This is a genomic window from Brevundimonas intermedia (assembly GCF_004614235.1).
Taxonomy (GTDB): domain Bacteria; phylum Pseudomonadota; class Alphaproteobacteria; order Caulobacterales; family Caulobacteraceae; genus Brevundimonas; species Brevundimonas intermedia_A.
Genome location: NZ_SPVH01000006.1, coordinates 1,275,505 through 1,292,189, shown reverse-complemented (window position 1 = coordinate 1,292,189; position 16,685 = coordinate 1,275,505). Strand labels below are relative to the sequence as shown.

9 protein-coding genes are annotated in these 16,685 nt (G+C 64.7%); 2 read left to right on the top strand and 7 right to left on the bottom strand.

Annotated elements, in window-relative coordinates:
• Positions 1-3: 3 nt before the first annotated feature.
• The 5 genes from EGY25_RS12720 to rpsL form a co-directional block, all read right to left on the bottom strand.
• A complete protein-coding gene (locus tag EGY25_RS12720) occupies positions 4-1,599 on the bottom strand; it encodes a carboxylesterase/lipase family protein (RefSeq protein WP_135195312.1) in 1,596 nt (531 codons plus the stop codon).
• A 180-nt stretch (positions 1,600-1,779) separates the two neighbouring features.
• Positions 1,780-2,970, bottom strand: coding sequence for an elongation factor Tu (tuf, locus tag EGY25_RS12715; protein ID WP_135195311.1), 1,191 nt, complete (start codon positions 2,968-2,970; stop codon positions 1,780-1,782).
• 109 nt (positions 2,971-3,079) lie between these two features.
• Positions 3,080-5,158: an elongation factor G gene (gene fusA, locus EGY25_RS12710; protein ID WP_135195310.1), complete on the bottom strand. Its 2,079-nt coding sequence runs from the start codon at positions 5,156-5,158 to the stop codon at positions 3,080-3,082.
• A 178-nt stretch (positions 5,159-5,336) separates the two neighbouring features.
• Positions 5,337-5,810, bottom strand: coding sequence for a 30S ribosomal protein S7 (gene rpsG / locus EGY25_RS12705; RefSeq protein WP_135195309.1), 474 nt, complete (start codon positions 5,808-5,810; stop codon positions 5,337-5,339).
• Between the two features lie 81 nt (positions 5,811-5,891).
• Positions 5,892-6,266 carry a 30S ribosomal protein S12 gene (gene rpsL / locus EGY25_RS12700; protein ID WP_008260482.1) on the bottom strand — a complete coding sequence of 125 codons (375 nt, stop codon included), beginning with the start codon at positions 6,264-6,266 and terminating at the stop codon, positions 5,892-5,894.
• Positions 6,267-6,692: 426 nt separating this feature from the next.
• Between rpsL and EGY25_RS12695 the strand changes: the two genes are divergently transcribed.
• Both EGY25_RS12695 and EGY25_RS12690 read left to right on the top strand, forming a co-directional pair.
• Positions 6,693-7,406, top strand: coding sequence for a hypothetical protein (locus EGY25_RS12695; protein ID WP_135195308.1), 714 nt, complete (start codon positions 6,693-6,695; stop codon positions 7,404-7,406).
• Complete coding sequence (locus EGY25_RS12690) at positions 7,403-8,182, top strand: hypothetical protein (RefSeq protein WP_135195307.1); 780 nt, start codon at positions 7,403-7,405, stop codon at positions 8,180-8,182. The genes EGY25_RS12695 and EGY25_RS12690 overlap by 4 nt, the downstream gene beginning before the upstream one ends.
• 61 nt (positions 8,183-8,243) lie before the next feature.
• Here the strand turns inward: EGY25_RS12690 and rpoC are convergent, their stop codons facing one another.
• Positions 8,244-12,440 carry a DNA-directed RNA polymerase subunit beta' gene (gene rpoC / locus EGY25_RS12685; protein WP_135195306.1) on the bottom strand — a complete coding sequence of 1,399 codons (4,197 nt, stop codon included), beginning with the start codon at positions 12,438-12,440 and terminating at the stop codon, positions 8,244-8,246.
• Positions 12,441-12,560: 120 nt separating this feature from the next.
• Entirely contained in the window at positions 12,561-16,676 is a 4,116-nt protein-coding gene (rpoB, locus tag EGY25_RS12680) for a DNA-directed RNA polymerase subunit beta (RefSeq protein ID WP_135195305.1), read from the bottom strand.
• Positions 16,677-16,685 lie beyond the last annotated feature (9 nt).

Sequence of the window (16,685 nt, the reverse complement as noted above, 5' to 3'; positions counted from 1 at the left end):
GGGTCAGTGAACGGCGCCGAACGGCGTCCCGTCCCAGAAGTCGCAGTGGTGGCGCGCGAAAAAGTCGTCGTCCATCGCATCGCCTTCCGGCTTGAACACCCGAACCGGCCCCGCGCCCTCGACGCGGGGCCACTCTGCGGCGAAGTCCGCCGTTCCGAACGTCGCCCACAGCCGCTGCATCCGCTCCGACAGCGCCTTCTGCCCCGGCGTGAATTTCTTCACGTCCGCAAAGACCCAACTGGTCCCGAACACATAGGCCAGTTCGCTGGCGTGATAGGCCCCTAGGTCCAGACCGACGATCCAGTCCGGCAGTACGAACGGCGCCCCGCGATCCGCGAACTCATAGCCCCACACCGGCACATGCTGCGCCAACACCCGCCTCAGCGCCTGTGATGGACAGGCGAACCTCTGGTCCGTGAAGTTGGTCGCGATGGCGTAGGCCGGCCCGTCCTCGCCGACCGGATAGCGCGCCAGCACCCGCTCGCCCTGGTCGCCATACATCCAGATGGTCTCCTTCTGATAGCGGTCCATGTCCTGCACCTCATTGGCGAACAGCCGCCCCTCGTCCAGGTTCGTGCCCACGATCACGGGCACGCGCGTGAACCGCCCTTCGCGGATTGCTGCCGCCGGGTTTTCCGGCACGGTCGCATCCGTATGCACTGGCCCCCACGACCCCGGCCCATTGATGCCCGCCCTCAGCGAGGCCGCCCGCGACAACCGCCACGCCGGCAGGGCCTTCAGGCACCCGATCTGATCCTCGCCGGTGCAGCCCAGCCGCTCGGCGAACATAGGCCCCGACTGGGCCGCATCCTGCGCGCTGACCAGCGACGACGGCTCCAGACACCCGCCGCTCTGCATGATGACCCGCTGATACAGCCCCTCGGACTGCGGCGACGCCATCAGATAACAGGCCGTCCACGCCCCCGCGCTCTCGGCGAAGAGGGTCACATTGCCCGGATCGCCGCCGAAGGCCGCGATGTTGCGATGGATCCACTGCAACGCCGCCTGCTGATCCATCAGGCCGAAGTTACCGCCGAACCCCTCGCCCGTGCCTTGAAACTGCGGATGCGCCAACCAGCCCAGCGCCCCCAGCCGATAGTTCATCGTCACGATCACCCGCCCCTGATCGCGCGCCAGCTTCGACGGATCATAGTTCGCCCCCGACCCCACGGTGAAGGCGCCGCCAGGAATGTAGACCATCACGGGTCGGGCCTCGGCCCGCTCCTCGCCCGGCGCATAGATGTTCAGGTAAAGACAGTCCTCGGACCCCACCACGATCCCGCCACCGCCACCCAGGATCGAGCGCCGCCCGATAGCCTGGGTGCAGTCCTTCGCGATCCGCGTCGCATCCCGAACACCGCTCCACGCCTCCACCGGCTGCGGCGCGCGCCAACGCAAATCACCGACCGGCGGCGCAGCGAACGGCACGCCCAGAAACGCCCGCGTCCCCGCCCCGTCCACTCCCCGCAGTACGCCATCCTCGGTCGTCGCCAACACCGTCTTCGCATCGCCGGCGAACCGGACATGATCGACCTTACCGGGGTGGGTCGCGCAGGCCGACAGGGCGATAAGGCAGGCAAGCAACGAGATCAGACGCATCGGGAACCTTGGCTTTTCGGCAGACGATCCTAACGCCTGAAGCAAGGCCGCGTTGCCGACATCCGCAGCACCTCATAGCAAAACGGCCCCCGGATTTCTCCGGGGGCCGCTCTGTTACGCTTACTGTGTCTCTCGGCCTCAAGCAGCGCGTGAGCGCGTTAGGCCAAAAGGATGTATCGACTACTCGACGATCTTTGCCACGACGCCGGCGCCGACGGTACGGCCGCCTTCACGGATGGCGAAGCGCAGGCCCTGGTCCATGGCGATCGGGGTGATCAGTTCGACGTTCAGCTCGGCGTTGTCGCCGGGCATGATCATCTCGACGCCTTCCTTCAGGTGAACGATGCCCGTCACGTCCGTGGTGCGGAAGTAGAACTGCGGGCGGTAGTTCGTGAAGAACGGGGTGTGACGACCGCCTTCTTCCTTGGTCAGGATGTAGGCTTCGGCCAGGAACTTGGTGTGCGGGGTGATGGAGCCCGGCTTGCACAGCACTTGGCCGCGCTCGACGTCTTCACGCTTGGTGCCGCGCAGCAGGACGCCGACGTTGTCACCGGCTTGACCCTGGTCCAGCAGCTTGCGGAACATTTCGACGCCCGTGCAGGTCGTCTTCTGGACCGGACGGATGCCGACGATTTCGACTTCTTCACCGACCTTGACGATACCCTTTTCGACGCGGCCCGTGACCACGGTGCCGCGGCCCGAGATCGAGAACACGTCTTCGACCGGCATCAGGAACGGCAGGTCGAGCGGACGCGCCGGCTGCGGGATGTAGTCATCCACAGTCTGCATCAGCTCAAGCACGCGCTGCTCGCCGATTTCCGGGTTCACGCCGTCGGTCGCCGCCTTGGCCGAGCCCTTGGTGATCGGAATGTCGTCGCCCGGGAACTGGTACGACGAGAGCAGCTCGCGCACTTCCATCTCGACCAGTTCCAGCAGTTCTTCGTCGTCGACCAGGTCGACCTTGTTCATGAAGACCACCAGGGCCGGCACGCCGACCTGACGGGCCAGCAGAATGTGCTCGCGCGTCTGCGGCATCGGGCCGTCGGCGGCCGACACCACCAGGATCGCGCCGTCCATCTGAGCGGCGCCGGTGATCATGTTCTTCACATAGTCGGCGTGGCCGGGGCAGTCGACGTGGGCATAGTGACGGTTGGCCGTCTCATATTCCACGTGCGCGGTGTTGATCGTGATGCCGCGGGCCTTTTCTTCGGGCGCAGCATCAATGTCGGCGTAGTTCATCGCCTTGCCGCCGCTCGCCTTGGCCAGCGCCATCGTGATCGCAGCCGTCAGCGTCGTCTTGCCATGGTCAACGTGACCAATCGTGCCGATGTTGCAATGCGGCTTGTTCCGTTCGAACTTTTCCTTGGCCATTTTCTAGCTCCTAAGGTCCCCGAACCGGGGGTCCTGCAGTTTGGGGGTTAAGGACGCCCGGTCCTTACGGTCCGGGCGCATATAGGTCCGCTTTCCGAAAAGGGAAAGCTTAGGCGTACTTCTTGATCACTTCGTCGGCGACGTGTTGCGGCACCGGCTCGTAGTGATCGTATTGCATCGTGAACTGGGCGCGACCCTGCGACATGCCGCGCAGCGTGTTCACATAGCCGAACATGTTGGCCAGCGGCACGAAGGCGTTCACGACGGTGGCGTTGCCGCGCATGTCCTGACCCTGGATCATGCCGCGACGGCCGTTCAGGTCGCCGATGACCGAGCCGAGGTATTCCTCGGGGGTCACGACCTCGACCGCCATGATCGGCTCAAGCAGCTTCGGCGCGCCCTTTTCCTTCAGTTCGCGGAAGGCGGCGCGGGCCGCGATTTCGAACGCCAGCACGCTGGAGTCGACGTCGTGGTATTTGCCGTCCGTCAGGGTCGCCTTGAAGTCGATCAGCGGGAAGCCGGCCAGCAGACCCGAGTCCTTGATGGAGTTCAGGCCCTTTTCGACGCCGGGGATGTATTCCTTGGGCACGGCGCCGCCGACGATCGAGTTCTCGAACACGAAGCCCGAACCCGGCTCGCCGGGTTCGAAGGTCAGCATGACGCGGGCGAACTGGCCCGTACCGCCGGTCTGCTTCTTGTGGGTGTAGTCGATGTCGACCTTGCGGCCCAGCGATTCACGATAGGCGACCTGCGGCGCACCGATGGTGGCCTCGACCTTGTAGGTGCGCTTCAGGATGTCGATCTTGATGTCGAGGTGAAGCTCGCCCATGCCCTTCAGGATCGTCTGGCCCGACTCGTGGTCGGTCGAGACAGTGAAGGACGGATCTTCAGAAGCCAGCTTGGCCAGGGCGACGCCCAGCTTCTCCTGGTCGGCCTTGGTCTTGGGCTCGACCGAGATCTCGATGACCGGGGCCGGGAACTCCATCTTCTCCAGGATGACGGGCGACTTCAGCGGATCGCACAGGGTGTCGCCGGTGCGGGTGTCCTTCAGGCCGGCCAGGGCGACGATGTCGCCGGCGTAGGCTTCCTTGACGTCTTCACGGTTGTTGGAGTGCATCTGCAGCATCCGGCCGACGCGCTCTTTCTTGTCGCGGCTGGAGTTCAGCAGCGACATGCCGGTTTCCATCTTGCCCGAATACAGGCGGCAGAAGGTCAGCGAGCCGACGAAGGGGTCGTCCATGATCTTGAACGCCAGGACCGACAGGGGCTCGTCGTCCGACGCCTTGCGCACGACGGGCTCTTCCGTCTTGAAGTCGATGCCCGGCGTCGGCGGGATGTCCAGCGGCGACGGCAGGTAGTCGACGACGGCGTCCAGCAGCGTCTGCACGCCCTTGTTCTTGAAGGCCGAGCCGCACAGGATCGGATAGAAGGCGCCGGTCAGCACGGCCTTACGGATGCACTTCTTCAGCACTTCGACCGAAGGCTCGGTGCCTTCGAGGTAGGCTTCCATCGCCTCGTCGTCGAGTTCGACGGCGTTATCGATCAGGTACTGGCGGGCTTCGTTGGCCTTGTCGACCAGGTCAGCCGGGATTTCGCCGACGGTGAAGTTGGCGCCCAGGGCGTCGTTGTCCCAGACGACCGAACGCATTTCGACAATGTCGACCAGGCCGGTCAGCGAGGACTCGGAACCGATCGGGAACTGGATCGGCACGGCCTTGGCGCCCAGGCGGTCGCGGATCGACTGGACCGAGGCGTCGAAGTCGGCGCCGATCTTGTCCATCTTGTTGACGAAGACGATGCGCGGCACCGAGTACTTGTCGGCCTGACGCCAGACGGTTTCCGTCTGCGGCTCGACGCCGGCGTTGCCGTCCAGCACCGTCACGGCGCCGTCGAGCACGCGCAGCGAACGTTCGACTTCAATGGTGAAGTCCACGTGGCCTGGGGTGTCGATGATGTTGAGGCGCTTTTCTTTCCAGAAAGCGGTCGTCGCGGCGGACGTGATCGTGATGCCGCGTTCCTGCTCCTGGTCCATCCAGTCCATGGTCGCGGCGCCGTCGTGGACTTCGCCGATCTTATGGTTCTTGCCGGTGTAATACAGGATCCGCTCGGTCGTCGTCGTCTTGCCCGCATCGATGTGGGCCATGATGCCGAAGTTGCGGTAGTCCTTGAGCGCGTGCGTGCGGGCCATGAAAGCGTGCCTTGCCAGAAATTCGGACGCCACCGGCGCCCTTTGGGAATGTTCTCAGGACGCGGACAGCGCCCTCGGGAGATCGGTCTGTGCGGATAAGCGAGCGCGGGCGATTTAGCTCAAACCGCCCGCGCCGGATAGTCTTAGATAGTGACCGCAGTTGGCGGTTTTAAGACGCTTACCAGCGATAGTGGCTGAAGGCGCGGTTGGCTTCGGCCATCTTGTGGGTGTCTTCGCGCTTCTTGACTGCCGTGCCGCGATTGTTCGAGGCGTCCAGCAGCTCGGCGGCCAGCTTTTCCGTCATGGTGTTCTCGCCACGCTTGCGCGCAGCGTTAACCAGCCAGCGGATCGCCAGGGCGCGACGGCGCTCGGGGCGGACTTCGACGGGCACCTGATAGGTGGCGCCGCCGACGCGACGCGAACGGACTTCGACCGACGGTGCGACATTGTCCAGGGCGGCGTGGAAAGTCGCGACCGGCTCTTGGTCTTTCTTCTTGTCGGCCAGGATGTCGAAGGCGCCGTAGACGATGTTTTCGGCGACGGCCTTCTTACCTTCGTACATGACGTAGTTCATGAACTTGGTGACGATCAAATCCCCGAACTTGGGATCCGGCAGAACTTCACGCTTCTGGGCGCGGTGACGACGCGACATAGGTTATTCCTTGCAGTGCCCGGCGCACGCCGGGAAGATCTCGAAAAGGCCTCCGGGCGCGACGGCCCGGAGAGGAATGGCTTACTTCGGACGCTTGGCGCCGTAGTGCGAACGACGCTGCTTGCGGTCCTTGACGCCTTGCGTGTCGAGCACGCCGCGCAGGATGTGGTAGCGAACGCCGGGCAAGTCCTTCACGCGGCCGCCGCGGATCAGAACAACCGAGTGTTCCTGAAGGTTGTGGCCTTCACCGGGGATGTAGCAAACGGCTTCGTAGCCGTTCTTGGCCAGACGGACCTTGGCGACCTTACGCAGAGCCGAGTTCGGCTTCTTCGGGGTCGTCGTATAGACGCGGGTGCAGACGCCGCGACGCTGGGGCGAACCCTCCAGAGCCGGCACCTTGTTACGGGTGGGCTTGGGCTTGCGCGGCTTGCGGATCAGTTGGTTGATCGTAGGCATTCGAAACTTATCTCGACTTCTGATGGGAGGCGTGTGTCTTTCGACCGAAGCGCCTCTCGCCTTCTTGTGAACGGGGGACCATCCCCTCGCCCGGGTGTCATCGAGACTGAGTGCGTGACGCCCAAACAGCCCCCGGTTCGCCCCGGCGAACCGGAAAACACAAAGGGCCGGAACGCGCGCTTTGGGCGTTCCGGCGGGCACAGCCCGTCCGTTAGATTGTCACGATCTCAGCAACCGGCGAACCGGCCACGCCTCGAAAGTGGGCGGCTTCTACGCGCGATAGGGCCCAAGGTCAAGAAGGCGGCGTTAACACCTCGCCACCGCCGCCAGTCCCTCAAAGCTTGGCCCTCTCCATTAGAACCGCAAGTTGCCTGAAACCCGCCACGCTTCGCGTCCAGCTTGATCCGAACGAAGGGGCCAGGGGCGATGACCGCGACTGCGATCAGTCGAACGGGGCAGGTAAGGCTGGACTGGCGCAGGGCCGGGCTGGCGGCGGCCGCCGTGGGGCTCAACGCCGGCGCGATCGCCCTACTGTCCCTGACCGACCTTGGTCCGCGCAATCGACCGCTGCGAAGCGAACCGATGATCGTCTATCTGGACGAGGCCTGGCCAAGGCTGGCGCGCACGCAGCAAGCAGGGGCTGATGTCGCTGATAGACCGGCGTCCGCCACCCCTCTTAGCGATATGACACCCACGACGCGGGATGATTCGCCGGGATCGCAGATCTCAGAAACAGCGCCGGCCTCAGCGCCCTCGATCAGCCCTGCCGAGAACGACGCCATCGACGCCCGGTGGCGGGTCGGTGCGGTCACACCGGGATCGAACGGCGCGATCCTGTCCTGCGACGCCCCACAACGATTGTCGCCAGAGGCGCGACGCCGTTGCGACGAACGCTGGGCCGGGCGCGAAAACGCGCGCGGCATCGTCGGGACGGGGAATGCGGAGCGCGACGCGACCTTCGCCCGCCACGGCGCACGCCGTCTGGCCGCGTGGGAGGCGCAACGCGCCATGCCGACGCGAGGCGATCCGCCGTGCGAACGCCCCAATCCGGTTGCCGGTTGTGAAGGCGTGAATGTGCAAGTCGAGCTATTCTCCTCGCGGGACGGCTTCCTGCCAAACCTCAGAAAGCGTCGCGAATGACCGCCCTGCCCCTGCCTCGCCCCAGACGGCCCGACTGGCGCAAGGCGGGGCTGGCGACGGCCTCGGTCGCCATCAACACGGCCCTGATCGCCTTCCTCTCCTTCACGGCCCCCGGCATCAAGAGACCCGCCGTCGTCTCGGAGCCGCCGCCGATCTATGTCGAGATCACACCGCGCCCTCTCCTGCCCGACGAGCAGCCGCGCATCCCGGTCCAGACGCCTCCCGCCAGCGACGCCACGACGACGCCTCGGAACGCTCGAGAGGTCGTCGCCGCCCCCTCTGCGCGCCCGGAGACACCCCAAGACGTTCGCCCCGCGCCCCTTCGCCCCCGGATCGCCGCGCCCTCGCCCCAGGGCGTCCCCGCCCCGCCCGACGCCTGGACGGTCAATCCGAACGATCGCTCGAACGCCATGGCCCGCACCCTACGTCAGGGCCTGATCGGCTGCTCCGCGCCCCAACAGCTCAACGCCGCCGAGCGCGCAAACTGTCGCGAGGACGCCATGCGGCGCGGCCTGAACGCCGCCCCGATCACCGGCACCGGCAATCCCGAGCGCGACGCCGCCTTCGCCCGCGAGGGTGCGCGTCGTCTGGCGGAATGGGAGCAACGCCGCCGCCCCTTGTCAGGCGGCGTGGGCGTGGTTGGCCCGGCGGACTGCGTGGGATCGAACTTCGGCACGGGCTGCGCAGGCGCCCAACTGCCCAGCGTCCCCGGCGTGGATATGCGCCAAGGCGCCGAGACGACGATCAACCTAGGCGAACGCCGCCGTCAGCCATAGAAAAAGGGCGGCCCCGTCGCCGGCGCCGCCCTCTTCATGTCTTCGCTTCCGAAACGGAAGATCAGCTTTCGCTGCTCTCCAGCTCCAGTTGCAGATCGGCCGGCAACGGCTCGATCGAGTCTTCGCGGGCCTGGGTCAGCTCTGCATCGCGATCGTTGGCGATCTTCTGCAGGGCGCGCAGGTAGGCGCCGGTGCCTGCCGGGATCAGTCGGCCGACGATGACGTTTTCCTTCAGGCCTTCCAGCATGTCCTTCTTGCCGTGGACCGAGGCGTCGGTGAGGACGCGGGTGGTCTCCTGGAAGGACGCCGCCGAGATGAAGCTGCGGGTTTGCAGCGACGCCTTGGTGATGCCCAGCAGGACGGGCTGGGTGGTGGCCTGACGGCCGCCACGCTTCTCGACCTTCTGGTTTTCCAGAACGGCTTCGGCGACTTCGACGGTGTCGCCGCGGATCAGGGTGGTTTCACCCGAATCCAGGACTTCGACCTTCTGCAGCATCTGACGCACGATGACTTCGATGTGCTTGTCGTTGATCGGCACGCCTTGCAGTCGATAGACCTCCTGCACTTCGTTCACCAGATACTCGGCCAGCGCCTCGACGCCCTGAATGCGCAGCAGGTCGTGCGGATCCGGGTTGCCGTCGATGATGTAGTCGCCCTTCTGGATCAGGTCGCCGTCCTGGACAGAGATATACTTGCCCTTCGGGATCAGGAACTCGACCGGTTCGGCCTGCACGCCGTCGGCGTTGACTTCCGGCGTGATCTTGATGCGGCGCTTGTTCTTGTAGTCGCGACCGAATTCGACGCGACCATCCATCTCGGCGATGACCGCGCAGTCCTTGGGACGGCGAGCTTCGAACAGTTCGGCGACGCGCGGCAGACCGCCGGTGATGTCGCGGGTCTTGGCGCCTTCGGTCGGAACGCGGGCGATGATCTCGCCCGGCTTGACCTCGTCGCCGTTCGACACGGACAGAACCGCGCCCACGGGCAGCAGGTACCGGGCGTCTGAGCCCGAGGCCAGCTTGGCGTAGCCGTCACCCAGGGTGACGCCCATGGCCGGACGCAGGTCGGAACCACGCGGGCTGGCGCGCCAGTCGCTGACGACGCGCTGGGCGATGCCCGTCGCTTCGTCGGTTTCTTCCTTGACCGACAGGCCTTCGACCAGATCCTCGAAGCGGATGATGCCGCCGACTTCCGTCAGGATCGGGGTGGTGTAGGGGTCCCACTCCGCCAGACGTTGGTTCTTCTTGACCTCGCTGCCTTCCTTGACGCGGATGCGGGCGCCGTAAGGGGCCTTGTGCGTCTCGCGGTCCTTGCCGTCCACGACCACGGTCACGATGACGTTGCGGCTCATGGAGACCAGGTCGCCGTGGGCGGCGACGACGGTCGGGCCGGTGATCTTGGCTACGCCGGCGTTGGTCGCCTCCATGAAGGAGGTTTCCGCAACCTGCGCCGTACCGCCGATGTGGAAGGTCCGCATGGTCAGCTGGGTGCCCGGCTCGCCGATCGACTGGGCGGCGATGACGCCGACCGCTTCACCGATGTTGACGTTGGTGCCGCGCGCCAGGTCACGCCCGTAGCAGTGGGCGCAGATGCCGGCTTCCGCCTCGCAGGTCAGGGCCGAACGAACCTTGACCGACTGGACGCCGGCGGCCTCGACAACCTCGGCCACCTCTTCCACCAGATAGGTGTCGGCGGGGAACAGGACGTTATCGGTGCCCGGCTCCTTGATGTCCTCAGCCGCATAGCGACCCAGGATGCGCTGACCCAGCGAGACCAGCACGTCGCCGCCTTCCATGACCGCCCGCAGCGTGATGCCGCGCGTCGAGCCACAGTCGATCTCGGTGACGATGCTATCCTGCGCAACGTCCACCAGACGACGGGTCAGGTAACCCGAGTTGGCGGTCTTCAGCGCGGTGTCGGCCAGACCCTTACGGGCGCCGTGGGTGGAGTTAAAGTATTCAAGGACGGTCAGGCCTTCCTTGAAGTTCGAGGTGATCGGCGTCTCGATGATCTCGCCGGAAGGCTTGGCCATCAGGCCGCGCATGCCGCCCAGCTGCTTCATCTGCGCCTGCGAACCACGGGCGCCGGAGTTGGCCATCATGAACACCGAGTTGATGTCGGGGTTTTCACCCTCGATCAGCACGCGCGGTTGCGCGATCTCGGCCATCATGGCGTCGGCGATCCGGTCCGTCGCCTTGGACCAGGCGTCGACCACCTTGTTGTACTTCTCGCCGCGCGTGATCAGACCGTCGGCGTACTGTTGTTCGTACTCCTCGACCTGGGTGCGGGTCTCGGCGACCAGCTCGACCTTCTTGGCCGGGATCACGATGTCGTCCTTGCCGAACGAGATGCCGGCCTTGGCGGCTTCGCGGAAGCCCAGGCCCATCATCTGGTCGGCGAAGATCACCGTCGCCTTCTGACCGCAGTGGCGATAGACCACGTCGATCAGATTGCCGATTTCCTTCTTGGTCAGGTTCTTTTCGAGCAGGCGATAGCCGACGTTCGGATTGCGCGGCAGCAGAGCCGCCAGCTTCATCCGGCCCGGCGTGGTGTCGATCACCTTCGTGATCTCCTTGCCTTCGGCGTCCTGTTCCGTCCAGCGCGCCTTGATGCGCGTGTGCAGGGTGACGACCTTGGCGTCCAGGGCGGCGTCGATCTCGCCGATGTTGGCGAATAGCTTGCCTTCACCCGGCTCGCCATCCTTGACCAGCGACAGATAGTACAGGCCCAGGACGATGTCCTGCGACGGCACGATGATCGGCTTGCCGTTGGCGGGCGACAGGATGTTGTTCGTCGACATCATCAGGACGCGCGCTTCCAGCTGGGCCTCAAGGCTCAGCGGGACGTGAACGGCCATCTGGTCGCCGTCGAAGTCGGCGTTGAACGCCGTACAGACCAGCGGGTGCAGGCGGATGGCCTTGCCCTCGATCAGCTTGGGCTCGAACGCCTGGATGCCCAGACGGTGAAGCGTCGGCGCGCGGTTCAGCAGAACCGGGTGTTCGCGGATGACCTCGTCCAGGATGTCCCAGACGGCGGGTTGCTCGCGCTCGACCATGCGCTTGGATTGCTTGACAGTGCCCGACAGGCCCTTGGCGTCAAGACGCGCATAGATGAACGGCTTGAACAGCTCCAGCGCCATCTTCTTGGGCAGGCCGCACTCGTGCAGCTTCAGTTCCGGTCCCACGGTGATGACCGAACGGCCCGAATAGTCGACGCGCTTGCCCAGCAGGTTCTGACGGAAGCGGCCTTGCTTGCCCTTCAGCATGTCGGCCAGCGACTTCAGCGGACGCTTATTGGCGCCCGTGATGACGCGACCACGACGGCCGTTGTCGAACAGCGCATCGACTGACTCTTGCAGCATCCGCTTTTCGTTGCGGATGATGATGTCCGGCGCGCGGAGCTCCATCAGGCGCTTCAGGCGGTTGTTGCGGTTGATGACGCGGCGATACAGGTCGTTCAGGTCGGAGGTCGCGAAACGACCGCCATCCAGCGGCACCAGAGGACGCAGTTCCGGCGGAATGACCGGCACGATGGTCAGGATCATCCACTCGGGCTTGTTGCCCGATTCCAGGAAGGCCTCGATCAGCTTCAGGCGCTTGGACGCCTTCTTGGCCTTCATTTCCGACGGGCTGTCCGCCAGTTCGCCGCGGTGCTTTTCAGCCTCGGCATGCAGGTCGATGCCCATCAACAGGTTGCGGACGGCCTCGGCGCCGATCTCGGCGGTGAAGCCGTCGTCGCCGAACTCTTCCTGGTAACGATAGAACTCGTCTTCCGTCAGCAGCTGGTTCTGCTTCAGCGGGGTCAGGCCCGGCTCGGTGACGATGTAGTTCTCGAAATACAGGACGCGTTCCACGTCCTTCAGCGCCATGTCCAGCATCAGCGAGATGCGCGACGGCAGCGACTTCAGGAACCAGATGTGGGCGACCGGGGCGGCCAGGTCGATGTGACCCATGCGCTCGCGGCGAACACGAGCCAGCGTGACTTCGACGCCGCACTTCTCACAGATGATGCCCTTGTACTTCATGCGCTTGTACTTGCCGCACAGGCATTCGTAGTCCTTGGTCGGGCCAAAGATACGCGCGCAGAACAGGCCGTCACGCTCGGGCTTGAACGTGCGGTAGTTGATGGTTTCCGGCTTCTTGATCTCGCCGAACGACCACGAACGGATCTTTTCCGGCGAGGCCAGGGCGATCTTGATCTGGTCGAAGGTCGGGGTGACCGGGACCGGGTTGAAGATGTTCAGGACTTCCTGGTTCATCTTGGTTTCCTTCTGCAGTCGAGGACTGCGTAAAATCTTTTCAGAGGGGGAACGGCGCCGTGACGAGTGAATGGTGAGTCGTGTTGAGCAACGGCCCAATCACGACTCACGCATCACGCCTCACGAATTCCCCAGCTCCACGTTCAGACCCAGCGAACGCATTTCCTTGATGAGCACGTTGAAGCTCTCGGGAATGCCGGCCTCGAAGCTGTCGTCGCCGCGGACGATGGCCTCGTAGACCTTGGTCCGTCCGGCCACGTCGTCGGACTTCACCGTCAGCATCTCCTGCAGGGTGTAGGCGGCGCCGTAGGCTTCCAGAGCCCAGACCTCCATCTCCCCGAAGCGCTGACCGCCGAACTGCGCCTTGCCGCCCAGCGGTTGCTGGGTGACGAGCGAGTACGGACCGATGGAGCGGGCGTGGATCTTGTCGTCGACCAGGTGGTGCAGCTTCAGCATGTAGATGTAGCCGACCGTGACCGGACGCTTGAACTGCTCGCCCGTTTGACCGTCGTACAGGATCGACTGGGCCGACTTGCTCAGACCAGCTTCTTCCAGCAGGCGTTCGATGTCGCCGATGTGCGCGCCGTCGAAGACCGGGGTCGCGAAGGGCACGCCCTTGGACAGGTTCTTCGCCAGTTCGATCAGCTCTTCCTCATCCTGCGGCAACGGGGTTTCCGGGCCGTAGATATGCGTCAGACGATCGATCAGGGCCTGCTTCTGACCACCACCCTGCCAGGCTTCCAGCAGACCGGAGATCTGCTTGCCCAGACCGGCTGCGGCCCAACCCAGGTGGGTTTCGAAGATCTGGCCGATGTTCATACGCGAAGGCACGCCCAGCGGGTTCAGAACGACGTCCACGTGCGTGCCGTCTTCCAGGTGCGGCATGTCCTCGATCGGCAGGATCTTGGAGATGACGCCCTTGTTTCCGTGACGGCCGGCCATCTTGTCGCCGGGCTGAAGCTTGCGCTTCACGGCCACGAAGACCTTGACCATCTTCATCACGCCGGGGGGCAGTTCGTCGCCGCGTTGCAGCTTCTCGACCTTGTCTTCGAAACGACGGTCCAGTTGCTTGCGAGCGTCTTCGAACTGGCGCTTCATCGCTTCCAGTTCGCCCATGGCCTTTTCGTCGTCCAGGGCGATCTGCCACCACAGACCACGGCTGACCTCGGCCAGCTTCTCGTCGGTCAGCTCGCCACGGCCGATACCCTTGGGTCCCGACACGGCGTTCTTGCCCACGATCAGCGGCTTCAGGCGGCCATAGACGTTGCGCTCAAGGATCTTGAGCTCATCGTCGCGGTCCTTGCCCAGGCGTTCGATCTCGGCGCGTTCGATCGCCATGGCGCGCTCGTCCTTGTCGACGCCGTGACGGTTGAAGACGCGAACGTCCACGATCGTGCCGGCGACGCCGGGCGGCAGGCGCAGGGAGGTGTCGCGCACGTCCGAAGCCTTCTCGCCGAAGATGGCGCGCAGCAGCTTCTCTTCCGGGGTCATCGGGCTTTCGCCCTTCGGCGTCACCTTGCCGACCAGGATATCGCCCGGCTGGACCTCGGCGCCGATGGCCACGATGCCCGCTTCGTCGAGGTTGCGCAGGGCTTCCTCGCCGACGTTGGGGATGTCGCGGGTGATTTCTTCCGGGCCCAACTTCGTATCACGCGCCATCACTTCGAACTCTTCGAGGTGGATGGAGGTGAAGACGTCGTCGCGCACGATGCGCTCCGAGATCAGGATGGAGTCTTCGAAGTTGTAGCCGTTCCAGGGCATGAAGGCGACGAGGGCGTTGCGGCCCAGGGCCAGTTCGCCCAGGTCCGTCGATGGGCCGTCGGCGATGACGTCGCCGGCCTTCACCTGGTCGCCCACGCGCACGATCGGGCGCTGGTTGATGCAGGTCGACTGGTTGGAACGCTGGAACTTCGACAGGCGATAGATGTCGACGCCCGAACGGGCGGCGTCCACGTCGCCGGTGGCGCGCACGACGATCCGGGTGCCGTCAATCTGTTCGACGACGCCTTCACGACGAGCAACGACGACGGCGCCGGAGTCCACGGCCACGACCGCTTCCATGCCCGTGCCGACCAGCGGCGCGTCCGACTGCACCAGAGGCACGGCCTGACGTTGCATGTTCGCGCCCATCAGTGCGCGGTTGGCGTCATCGTTTTCCAGGAAGGGGATCAGGGCGGCGGCGACCGAAACGACCTGCTTCGGCGACACGTCCATCATGTCCACGGCGTCGCGGTTCAGCAGCTGGGATTCGCCGTTGATCCGGCCGGGGACCAAGTCCTCGACGATGCTGCCGTTCTTCAGTTCGATGTTGGCCTGAGCGATCGTGTATTTCGACTCTTCCATGGCCGAGATGTAGACCACCTCGTTCTGGGCCACGCCGTCCTTCACGCGACGGTACGGGCTCTCGATGAAGCCGTACTTGTTGACGCGCGCGTGGGTGGCCAGCGAGTTGATCAGGCCGATGTTCGGGCCTTCCGGCGTTTCGATCGGGCAGATGCGGCCGTAGTGGGTCGGGTGGACGTCGCGGACTTCAAAGCCCGCGCGCTCACGTGTCAGACCGCCCGGGCCAAGCGCCGAAAGGCGACGCTTGTGGGTGATTTCCGACAGCGGGTTCGTCTGGTCCATGAACTGCGACAGCTGCGACGAACCGAAGAACTCGCGAACCGCGGCGGCGGCCGGCTTGGCGTTGATCAGGTCGTGCGGCATGACCGTGTCGATGTCGACCGAGGACATGCGCTCCTTAATGGCGCGCTCCATCCGCAGCAGGCCGACGCGGTACTGGTTTTCCAGCAGCTCGCCGACCGAACGGACCCGGCGGTTGCCCAGGTTGTCGATGTCGTCGATCTCGCCGCGGCCGTCCTTCAGGCCGACCAGGATCTGCAGCACCTTCAGCACGTCGTCCTTGCGCAGGACGCGGATCTCGTCGGAAACCTCGGGGGTCTCCAGGCGCATGTTCATCTTGACCCGGCCGACGGCCGACAGGTCGTAGCGTTCGCTGTCGAAGAACAGCGAGTTGAACATGTTCTCGGCGGCTTCGGGGGTGGGCGGCTCGCCCGGACGCATCACGCGATAGACGTCGAACAGAGCGTCCTCGCGGTTGTCGTTCTTGTCCACCCGCAGGGTGTTGCGCATGTAGGCGCCGACCGTGACGTGGTCGATGTCCAGCACCTCGATGGTGGTGAAGCCGTTTTGCTCCAGCACTTCGATGGTGGGCGCATCCAGCTCGTCGCCGGCCTCCGCGAAGATTTCGCCGGTCTCGAAGTTCACGGCGTCATTGGCCAGATATTTGGTGACCAGGGCGTCGGCGGCCAACGACAGCGACGTCGTGGTGTCGCCCAGCTTCTTGGCGGCGCGCGCGCTGATCTTCTGGCCGGCCTGGGCGATCACTTCGCCGGTGTCGGCATCGACCAGGTCGAACTCCGGCTTCACCCCGCGCCAGCGCTCGGCCTTGTACGGCGTGACCCAGCCCTCGCCGCGCTTCTCGTAAGGCACGGTCTCGTAGAAGGTCTTCAGGATTTCTTCGCCATCCATGCCCAGACCCATCAGGAAGGTCGTGGCCGGCAGCTTGCGGCGGCGGTCGATGCGGACATAGACCACGTCCTTGGCGTCGAACTCGAAGTCCAGCCACGAACCGCGGTACGGGATCACGCGGGCGGCGAACAGCAGCTTGCCCGAGCTGTGCGTCTTGCCCTTGTCGTGGTCGAAGAAGACGCCAGGCGAACGGTGCATCTGCGAGACGATCACGCGCTCGGTGCCGTTGACGATGAAGGTGCCCTTGTCCGTCATGAGCGGGATGTCGCCCATGTAGACGTCCTGCTCCTTGATGTCCTTGACCGAACGGGCTCCCGTTTCCTCGTCGGTCTCGAACACGATCAGGCGCAGCTTGACCTTCAGCGGCGCGGCATAGGTCATGTCGCGCTGGATGCACTCCTCGACGTCGTACTTCGGCTCTTCGAACTCGTACGAGACGTATTCCAGGATGGCGCGCTCGTTGAAGTCCTTGATCGGGAACACCGACTTGAAGACCGCCTCGATGCCCTGCTCCTTGCGCTGGCCCGGACGGACCTCGCGTTGCAGGAACTGTTCGTAGGAAGCGCGCTGGACCTCGATCAGGTTGGGCATCGCCACCGCTTCGGGGATACGCCCGAAGGATTTGCGGATGCGCTTCTTGCCGGTGAACGAGGTGGCGGAAGCGATCTGACCGTTGATGGCGAGATCGTGGGCGACGTCAGTCATTCAGTGTTT